Below are 7,605 nucleotides of genomic sequence, written 5' to 3'. Positions count from 1 at the left end.
CGACGAGTGCGAGGTCGACGGGGACCTCCGCGTCACCCGCGGCGATGGCGGCGACGCGCTCGTCGCCGCGGATCCCCTCGACCGCCGTGTCCAGGTGGAGGTCGACTCCCTGCTCGCGGAGGTGTTCCTCGACGGTCGCCGCCGCCTCGGCGCCGAACGGCTGGAGCGTGTGGGGCAGCATCTCGAACAGATGCACGTCGAGCCCCCGCTCGGCGAACGCCTCGGCCATCTCGATCCCGACGTAGCCGCCGCCGATGATCCCGACCGACTCGGGGGACTCGGCGTCAGCGTACTCCGCCGCCGCCTCGCGGGAGTCCACCGTGGGTGTCTCGACACCGAGCGCTTGCCTGATCTCGGCGCCTGCGCCCATGCTGTGGAGCGTGAACACGCCCTCCGTCTCCATTCCGTCCAATGGGGGCTCGACGGCGCGGGCCCCCGTCGCGATCAGGAGGTCGCTGTAGGGCTGCTCGAACGCGCCGTCGGGGCCGTCGACGGTCACCGTCCCGGCCTCGCGGTCGATGGCCGTCACCTCGTGGTTCGTCCGGAGGTCGATTCCGCGCTCCTCGACGAACTGCTCGGGCGTCACCGAGACGAGGTCCTCGAGCGTCTCGACGTCTCCTTTCACGTAGTAAGGGAGGCCACACGCGCCGTAGGAGACCCAGTCGCCGCGCTCGAACACCACCACCTCCCGGTCGGGCGCCTCGCGTTTGAACTTGCTCGCAGCACTCATCCCCGCTGCGTCGCCACCGACCACGACTACTGGTGCTGTCATACCCGGAACTACGAACGCACCGCTAATAAAGTATTGTGATAGATGTGCAATACCGAGAAGAGAGCTATCGGGCGAATATCGATTTTCTGTGGCGCGATATTCAGCAGTGAGTCGGTAGCCGTAGTACTTTCCGATGAATCGAACGACGTACTTTTGTGTGTTTGGCACAAAACCGAACCGTATGAGTACCACCGAGGACTGGATCGACGAGGTCGAGACCCAGCGACGCCAGAAGGACCGGTATTTCGGGGAGGACCCGCGGTCACCGATCCCCAAGGAGGAGCGGGCGGCGTTCGACGGGCTGAACTACTACCCCGTCGACCCGGCCTACCGGTTCGAGGTTGAACTCGACGTGTACGACGAGCCCGAGCCGGTCGTCGTCGGAACCAGCACGGACGGCGAACAGGAGTACTTCGCGTGGGGGGAGTTCACCGTCGAGATCGACGGCCAGCCGGTCACCATCACTGCCTACAAGGGCGATCCGGAGGAGGACCGGCTCTGGGTGCCGTTCCGGGACGAGACGAGCGGCGAGGAGACCTACGGCGCCGGTCGGTACATCGACCTCGAACCCGCCCACCACCGGACCGACGACGGAACGTGGGTCCTCGACTTCAACGCGGCGTACAACCCGACGTGTGCGTACTCGGACCGGTACGAGTGTCCGCTGCCGCCGACGGAGAACTGGCTGGACGTGGCGATCGAGGCCGGCGAGAAGGCGTTCGGGCACTGACGACGGGAGCCCGGCGAGCTCCTGGCGGGAAGCGGAATGCCGGACCCGGGAGACGCGCCGTCAGGTCTCACGCCACGTGTGGCCGCACTCGACGCAGGTGAACACTCGAACCTCGTAGGAGCCGCCCGGCTTCGGCCGCATCTCGTAGGAGGCCCGGTCGCCGTCGCAGCCGTCCGCCGGGCAGTGCGCCTCCATCGTCTCGGAGGCGTCCTGGGTGCCATCGACGACGGGGGGTGCCCCGTCGTCCCGCTGTTCGTCCTGGGTCGTCATCGCCGCTTCCGCTTCCGAGTCGCGCGGCTCCTCGTTCCCACAGGAGCCACACACCCACGTGTCGCCCTCCGTGCGCATCATCGAACCGCACCCGTCGCAGAAGTTCATGGAGGATCGGACACGGTTGTCGAATTTATGCGTTAACTTCCGACCCGTCGTGGGATTCAGCCGCCTGATCACGCTGTGCGTCCCGGGTATCGCTGGTTCGATCGCGACGGCAGTGCCACACTTCCGACGGGATCGACGGCCGCGGCCCTTGGGTCCAGAGAGAGACAGTTCCAAGACCGACGGGCCCGACCGTGGTCGTATGGCTTCCTGGGACGAACGGTTCCGCGCCGGCGAGTACCCGACGGACCCGGACCCCTCACCGGTGCTCAAGGCGCACATCGACGAGACCGACGGCGGCCGTGCGCTCGATATCGCGTGTGGAACGGGCCGCAACGCGGTGTTTCTCGCCGAACAGGGGTACGAGGTCGACGCACTCGATCAGTCGAAGGAAGGGCTCCGGATCACGGAGTCGAACGCGGCGTCCCGCGGCGTCGACGACCGGGTCGACCTGATCCAGGCGGACGCGACGACGTTCGAGTACCCGGAGGACCGGTACGACGTGGTGACGATCAGCTTCTACCGGCTACTCGATCGACTGAGCGACCTGAAGGCCGCGCTCCGGTCTGACGGCCTGTTCTTCTACCAGCACCACCTCCGGTCGGATCCGCCGGCCACGGTCGGGCCGGGCACCGACCGCCACCGGTTCGGCGCGAACGAGCTCCTGCGGGCGTGTCTCGACCTGACGGTCCTCTACTACGAGGAGTCCAGCGAGAGGCGGGAGGGCGAACTCTCGGCGACGGTCGAACTCGTCGGGCGCAACAGCCACGGCGACGCCCAGTCGTACCCCGAAACGCGATAGATCGGCGCTCCGTCGCCCAGGACACCGACAGCGTTCGGTGCAGGTGCTCGAACCTGCCGGAGGCTACACGTACCCACTGGCCGTCTACCCGGTCGATGCCGACGAACTATCGAGCACTGACGATCGATCGGTTCCTCGCCGACGTCGCTTCGGAACGCGTCGCACCCGCCGGCGTGTCAGCGGCAGCCGTTACCGGCGCGCTCGGCGCCGCACTCTGCGAGATGGCCTGCATACACACCCTCGAGGCAACCGCGTCGTCGTCGGACGACGCGGCGGCGCTCAGCGACGCCCGGGAGGAGCTGAGCAGGTACCGTGCTCACTGCCTCCGGCTCGCGGATGCGGACGCCGCCGCCGTGACTGGGCTGTTCTCGGCGGACGCCGACGGCGGGGAGAGCGGGGTGAAGCGAGCCGTCGGCGTCCCGTTCACGGTGGCGGACGCGTGTGCGTCCGTCCTCGAACTGGCCGTCGACGTAACCGAGGCGGCGACGTACCGAACCGTCCCGGACACCGTGACCGGCGCCCGTCTCGCTCACTCCGCGCTCGGGTCCTGCGCCACGACGGTCGTGTGGAACCTCGATTCGGTGGCCGACCAGTCGTTCGCGACGAGCGTGGGAGCGGCGACGAGAACGATCGAGCGGCGCGGGGACGAGCTCATCGAGGCCGCCCGGACGGAAGCTGATCGGCGGCGGTGACGGGCTCGCCGACCGCAGCAGGCCAGTAGCCGAACGCGTGTGAGCGCCGCCTCCAGTGGGGGACGAACATATTCGACCCATTACCCATGCGCCTCGGCGACGCCCCGTCGTGCATGCCGGCGAACTCACCGGACGACGGCCACGTCGCTTCCGAGGAGTCGGAAGCAGCTACCTCGGGGCGGGTTGCGAAGGTCGAACGGTACCGGATCGACGCGGACGTCGACGCCGAGGAGCGACCCGACGACGGCGAGCTCTGGGAGGTGTTCCAGCGCGACGACGACGGCCGGCCGATGCGCCACGTCGGCCGCGTCCGCGCCGAGGACGCCGATACCGCCCACGAACACGCCTCGCGGCTGTTCGCGTGGTACGCCCCGGAGGTCTGGATCTGTCCCGCGGCCGCAGTCACCCGGTTCAGCACGGCCGGCGACGCGGACGACGAGCCGGCGACGCCGCCGTCCGGCGACGAAGGGCGGACGATCGAGTTCTAGCCGGCTTCGGCAGTCAGCTCCCTACACTTCGCTCTCAACAGCCATGCGCCGCCAGTTTTCGAGAAGAAAGGTCTTGGTCGCCGGGCTGAGTACCCCGTCGTAATGTACCTCGTCACGTTCCGCCTCGACCCGGGAGAGTACGACGCGGCGTTCCACGAGCTCGACGACGCGATCCAGGCGGCCGCGGAGGAGACGGACGGCTACCGGGGGAAGCGGACGTGGCACGCCCCGGAGAGCGAGGAACTGCTCGTCGTCTACTACTGGGAGCACCTCGACGCCCTCGAGTCGTTCGGGGCAGATCCGACCCACGAGGAGGCGAAACGGCGGTGGACGGAGTGGTACGACGCGTACGAGGTCACCGTGACGGAGATCGTCGACGCCTACGGCAGCGGGTTCGGCGACGACGCCGACCCGCCCGCGTAGGGCGGTCCTGGTTCTGTTCAGGGGTTCGGCGCGTAGAGGGCATACAGGATCGAGAGCATCCCCGCGGCGGTGACCAGCGCCGCCGCGAACCCGGCTTCGAAGATCGACAGCCGGAGCAGCTCGAACAGCGCGGCCTCGAGAAGTCCGCCCAGGCCGACGAGCCCGAACCCGAGCCCGACGTAGAGGAGCAGCTGCGAGCTGTGGCGCTGGTAGCCGCGGTACGCCTGGTAGGCGATCAGCAGCGCGAGCACGGTCGTGAACAGTTTGGCGACGGCAAATAGCGTGTGTTCCATGGGTCAGTCCCCCCGCATCTCGTCGAACAGCGAGGCCATCCGGTCGGCGGGGTCCGGCCGGCGGTCGATTGTGACGTCGAACCCCGCCGCGTGGAGGCGGACGTCGACGCGTTCGAGTCGCGCCTCGTACTCGCTGTAGTGTCTGCCGCCCGGGTCGACGTGCGTGTACTCCTCGAGGAGACCCTGCTCCACGAGGCGACCGACGCGACGGGAGACGGTCGGTCGCGACATGTCGCATCGCTCGCTGAGCTCCTTCGCCGACAGCCGCTCGGTCTTCGTCGCCACGAGGATGTCGCGGGCGTACTCGTCGTCGAGGGTCGCGAAGACGGCCGGCGGATCGGGCTCCTCGGTCACGTGTCCGTACACGCGACAGCGGGGTAATATAGCCCCCCGATTTTCTGGCCCGGAACGCCGGCTCGCAGCTATATGCTGGGGCCCGCCCTACGGATAGTTGAAGGTGCAATAACTATGTCCACACTCGACTCCGGCATGAACCAGCTCGAGAGCAGAGTCGGCGGCCTGACCGTCGGCGGGAAAGTCCACAGCCTCAGCGCGTGGTTCGTGCTCGCGCTCCGCCTCATGATGGGGTACGCGTTCGCGTACTCGGGGTTCTCGAAGATCACCGGCGAGTTCGCGGCGGGCGGCTACCTCACGAACGTCGCCGCGGCGAACGGCAACCCGCTCGCGGGGATGTTCGCGTGGATGGGGTCGACGCCGTGGTTCGTCGACTTCGTCAACGTCGCCGTGCCGTGGGGCGAACTGCTCATCGGCCTCGGCCTGCTCGTCGGCGCGATCGTCCGCCTCGCGGCGTTCTTCGGCGCGCTGATGATGGCGATGTTCTACTTCGGCAACTGGGACATGGCCCACGGGTTCATCAACGGCGACTTCGCGTACATGCTCGTGTTCCTCGCGGTCGGCGCCTTCGCGGCGGGCCGCATCCTGGGACTCGACCAGTACATCGAGCAGTACGAGGTCGGCGGCGAAGCGCTCGTGGAGCGGTACCCCGTCCTCGAGTACGTCCTCGGCTGAACACCCCTTTCTGCAGCAGTTTTTCCGATCCGCTACGTCACCCGTCGACGGCGACGATCTCGAACCGGGCGCCGCCGTCGATCCCGTCCGTCACGCCGATCTCCCAGCCGTGGGCGGCGACGACCTGGGCGACGCTGGCCATCCCGAACCCGGTACCGTCGGCCTTCGTCGTGAACCCCGGGGCGAACACGTCGTCGCGGTCGGCCGGGGGGATCCCCGGCCCGTCGTCCGCGACGTAGAACCCCGGCTCGTCTGCGAGGGCCCCGACGCGGACCGTCACGTCCGCCCCGCCGTGCTCCAGCGAGTTCCCCAGCAAGTTCTCGAACAGCCGCCGGAGTGCGTTCTCGTCGGCGACCACCGTCGGCGGGTCGTCGAGAGCAAGCGACGCGTCGCCGGTCTCCAACGTCTCCCAGACGGCCTCGGCGACCGCGCCGACGTCGACGGGGGCCTCCTCGCTCACCAGCTCGCCGGTCTCCATCACCGCCGCCACGTCGTCGATCAGCGCCGCCATCCGGTCGATCGTCTCGTCGATCCCCTCGAGCTGCGCCACGTCGCCCGTCTCCCGCGCCAGCTCCACACGGCCGCGGATCACGGACAGCGGCGACTGCAGGTCGTGTGCCAGCACGTCGCCGAACTCCTGCATCAGCTGGATCCACTCCTCATGTCGCTCCCGGGCCGCGTGTTCGTCGGTCACGTCGCGTTGGAAGCCGACGAACTGGTCGGGGTCGCCGTTCTCGTCGGGAAGCGGCACGATACTGACGCGGTTCCGGAACGGCTCGCCGTCGGCGCGGTAGTTCCACAGCTCGACGGTGACCGGCTCGGCGTCGTCGACGGCCCGCCGTATCGTCGCGACCGCCTCGGCGTCCGTCCTCTCGCCCTGGAGGAACCGACAGTTCCGCCCGAGGGTCTCCTCGCGGTCGTAGCCGGTCAGCTCGACGAACTCGTCGTTCGCGTAGACGATCGGGTTGTCCGGCCGGTCGGGGTCGGTGATGGTGATGCCGACCGGCGCCTCGTCCATCGCTCGCTCCTTCAGCCGCAGCTCCTCGCGAACCGCCTCGGCCTCCGAGACGTCCGCGATCGTGCAGATCAGCGTGTCGTCGGTCGTGAACGTGAGGCAGTGGTCGACGTCGACGCGCTCGCCGTCCTTCCGGACGTAGACGGTCCGGCCTTTCCACTCGTCCGCACGGGCCGCCGGGAGCATCTCCTCGTACGCCCGATCGAGTTCCTCGTCGGGGTAGAGGCGGTCCCAGTGGCTGCCGAGGAGCTCCTCGCGGTCGTAGCCGGTGATGTCGGCGTACGCCTCGTTGACGTAGATGAACCGGCCGTCCTCGTCGAGGAGGCTGATGCCGTCGTGGGCGGTCTCGATCGCGTGGAACCCGCGTGTCACCTGTCGCTCCGCTCGGAACCGCGCGACTGCCTGCTCGATCCGGTTAGCCAGCACCTCGTACTGCTCGGTGCCGCCGCCCTTCTGGAGGTACTCCGTGACCCCCTTCGAGATCGCCTCGCTGGCGATCTCCTCGCTGCCTTTCCCGGTGAACAGCAGGAACGGGAGGTCTGGGTACGCCGCGCGAACGCGCTCCAGGAGCGCTAACCCGTCCATCCCCGGCATGTCGTAATCGCTGACGACACAGTCCACGTCGGCGGCCGCGAGTCGGTCGAGCGTCGCCTCGGGGTCGGTCACCGTCTCGACGGAGAAATACTCCCGCTGGCGCTCCAGGAACGTCGACACCAGGTCGGCGAAGCTCTCGTCGTCCTCGACGTGCAGCACGCACACTTCCCCCTCGGCGTCGGCGACGAGCCCCTGCTCGTCGACGGCCCCCTCGATACCGCCGGGGAACGTTTCCGTCATCGTTCAGTGGACGGGACGGCGTAGTAGTTAAACCACGGGACATCCGGCTCGGACGCCCGACCCCGGGAGATTGGCCGCATCGGCGCGCACAGAGGATTAACTATCTGTCGCTGGGATAATTATTCGTTCGGGACTACCTACAAGTTACAGCC

General features: G+C 68.2%; 11 protein-coding genes. 6 read left to right on the top strand and 5 right to left on the bottom strand.

Going from position 1 to position 7,605, the window contains the following annotated elements; genetic code table 11:
• A partial coding sequence (locus ACP95_RS01245; protein WP_161782043.1) for an NAD(P)/FAD-dependent oxidoreductase occupies window positions 1–772 on the bottom strand: 772 nt, incomplete at its 3' end.
• Window positions 773–953: 181 nt separating this feature from the next.
• On the opposite strand from ACP95_RS01245, the gene ACP95_RS01240 reads away from it, so the two are divergent.
• A complete protein-coding gene (locus ACP95_RS01240; protein ID WP_049979464.1) occupies window positions 954–1,502 on the top strand; it encodes a DUF1684 domain-containing protein in 549 nt (182 codons plus the stop codon).
• Window positions 1,503–1,562: 60 nt separating this feature from the next.
• Here ACP95_RS01240 and ACP95_RS01235 read toward each other — a convergent pair whose 3' ends face one another.
• Complete coding sequence (locus ACP95_RS01235) at window positions 1,563–1,880, bottom strand: RPA12/RPB9/RPC11 RNA polymerase family protein (RefSeq protein WP_049979463.1); 318 nt, start codon at window positions 1,878–1,880, stop codon at window positions 1,563–1,565.
• Window positions 1,881–2,079: 199 nt separating this feature from the next.
• On the opposite strand from ACP95_RS01235, the gene ACP95_RS01230 reads away from it, so the two are divergent.
• The 4 genes from ACP95_RS01230 to ACP95_RS01215 all read left to right on the top strand — a co-directional run bounded on the left by ACP95_RS01230 (window position 2,080) and on the right by ACP95_RS01215 (window position 4,282).
• Window positions 2,080–2,679 carry a class I SAM-dependent methyltransferase gene (locus ACP95_RS01230; protein WP_049979462.1) on the top strand — a complete coding sequence of 200 codons (600 nt, stop codon included), beginning with the start codon at window positions 2,080–2,082 and terminating at the stop codon, window positions 2,677–2,679.
• A 95-nt stretch (window positions 2,680–2,774) separates the two neighbouring features.
• Window positions 2,775–3,371, top strand: a complete 597-nt coding sequence (locus tag ACP95_RS01225; RefSeq protein WP_049979461.1) for a cyclodeaminase/cyclohydrolase family protein — start codon at window positions 2,775–2,777, stop codon at window positions 3,369–3,371.
• 113 nt (window positions 3,372–3,484) lie between these two features.
• Window positions 3,485–3,859, top strand: coding sequence for an Htur_1727 family rSAM-partnered candidate RiPP (locus ACP95_RS01220; RefSeq protein ID WP_082224524.1), 375 nt, complete (start codon window positions 3,485–3,487; stop codon window positions 3,857–3,859).
• Window positions 3,860–3,961: 102 nt separating this feature from the next.
• Window positions 3,962–4,282, top strand: a complete 321-nt coding sequence (locus tag ACP95_RS01215; RefSeq protein ID WP_049979459.1) for an antibiotic biosynthesis monooxygenase family protein — start codon at window positions 3,962–3,964, stop codon at window positions 4,280–4,282.
• Window positions 4,283–4,299: 17 nt separating this feature from the next.
• Here the strand turns inward: ACP95_RS01215 and ACP95_RS01210 are convergent, their stop codons facing one another.
• Together ACP95_RS01210 and ACP95_RS01205 are read right to left on the bottom strand one after the other, a co-directional pair.
• Window positions 4,300–4,575: a DUF7521 family protein gene (locus ACP95_RS01210; protein WP_049979458.1), complete on the bottom strand. Its 276-nt coding sequence runs from the start codon at window positions 4,573–4,575 to the stop codon at window positions 4,300–4,302.
• Between the two features lie 3 nt (window positions 4,576–4,578).
• On the bottom strand, window positions 4,579–4,929 hold the full coding sequence (locus ACP95_RS01205; protein WP_049979457.1) for an ArsR/SmtB family transcription factor: 351 nt from the start codon (window positions 4,927–4,929) through the stop codon (window positions 4,579–4,581).
• A 114-nt stretch (window positions 4,930–5,043) separates the two neighbouring features.
• On the opposite strand from ACP95_RS01205, the gene ACP95_RS01200 reads away from it, so the two are divergent.
• Complete coding sequence (locus ACP95_RS01200) at window positions 5,044–5,604, top strand: DoxX family membrane protein (RefSeq protein WP_049979456.1); 561 nt, start codon at window positions 5,044–5,046, stop codon at window positions 5,602–5,604.
• Between the two features lie 37 nt (window positions 5,605–5,641).
• Here ACP95_RS01200 and ACP95_RS01195 read toward each other — a convergent pair whose 3' ends face one another.
• Window positions 5,642–7,453 carry a PAS domain-containing protein gene (locus ACP95_RS01195; RefSeq protein WP_082224522.1) on the bottom strand — a complete coding sequence of 604 codons (1,812 nt, stop codon included), beginning with the start codon at window positions 7,451–7,453 and terminating at the stop codon, window positions 5,642–5,644.
• Window positions 7,454–7,605 lie beyond the last annotated feature (152 nt).

Source organism: Halolamina rubra (genome assembly GCF_000739555.1).
Classification (GTDB): domain Archaea; phylum Halobacteriota; class Halobacteria; order Halobacteriales; family Haloferacaceae; genus Halolamina; species Halolamina rubra.
Note: the sequence above shows the minus strand (reverse complement) of the source record. Positions and strands in the feature narration are given on the sequence as shown.

Coding starts and splice junctions, on each gene's coding strand:
- ACP95_RS01240 (WP_049979464.1), top strand. CDS start 954: ATGAGTACCACCGAGGACTGGATCGACGAGGTCGAGACCCAGCGACGC.
- ACP95_RS01235 (WP_049979463.1), bottom strand. CDS start 1,880: ATGAACTTCTGCGACGGGTGCGGTTCGATGATGCGCACGGAGGGCGAC.
- ACP95_RS01230 (WP_049979462.1), top strand. CDS start 2,080: ATGGCTTCCTGGGACGAACGGTTCCGCGCCGGCGAGTACCCGACGGAC.
- ACP95_RS01225 (WP_049979461.1), top strand. CDS start 2,775: ATGCCGACGAACTATCGAGCACTGACGATCGATCGGTTCCTCGCCGAC.
- ACP95_RS01220 (WP_082224524.1), top strand. CDS start 3,485: ATGCCGGCGAACTCACCGGACGACGGCCACGTCGCTTCCGAGGAGTCG.
- ACP95_RS01215 (WP_049979459.1), top strand. CDS start 3,962: ATGTACCTCGTCACGTTCCGCCTCGACCCGGGAGAGTACGACGCGGCG.
- ACP95_RS01210 (WP_049979458.1), bottom strand. CDS start 4,575: ATGGAACACACGCTATTTGCCGTCGCCAAACTGTTCACGACCGTGCTC.
- ACP95_RS01200 (WP_049979456.1), top strand. CDS start 5,044: ATGTCCACACTCGACTCCGGCATGAACCAGCTCGAGAGCAGAGTCGGC.
- ACP95_RS01195 (WP_082224522.1), bottom strand. CDS start 7,453: ATGACGGAAACGTTCCCCGGCGGTATCGAGGGGGCCGTCGACGAGCAG.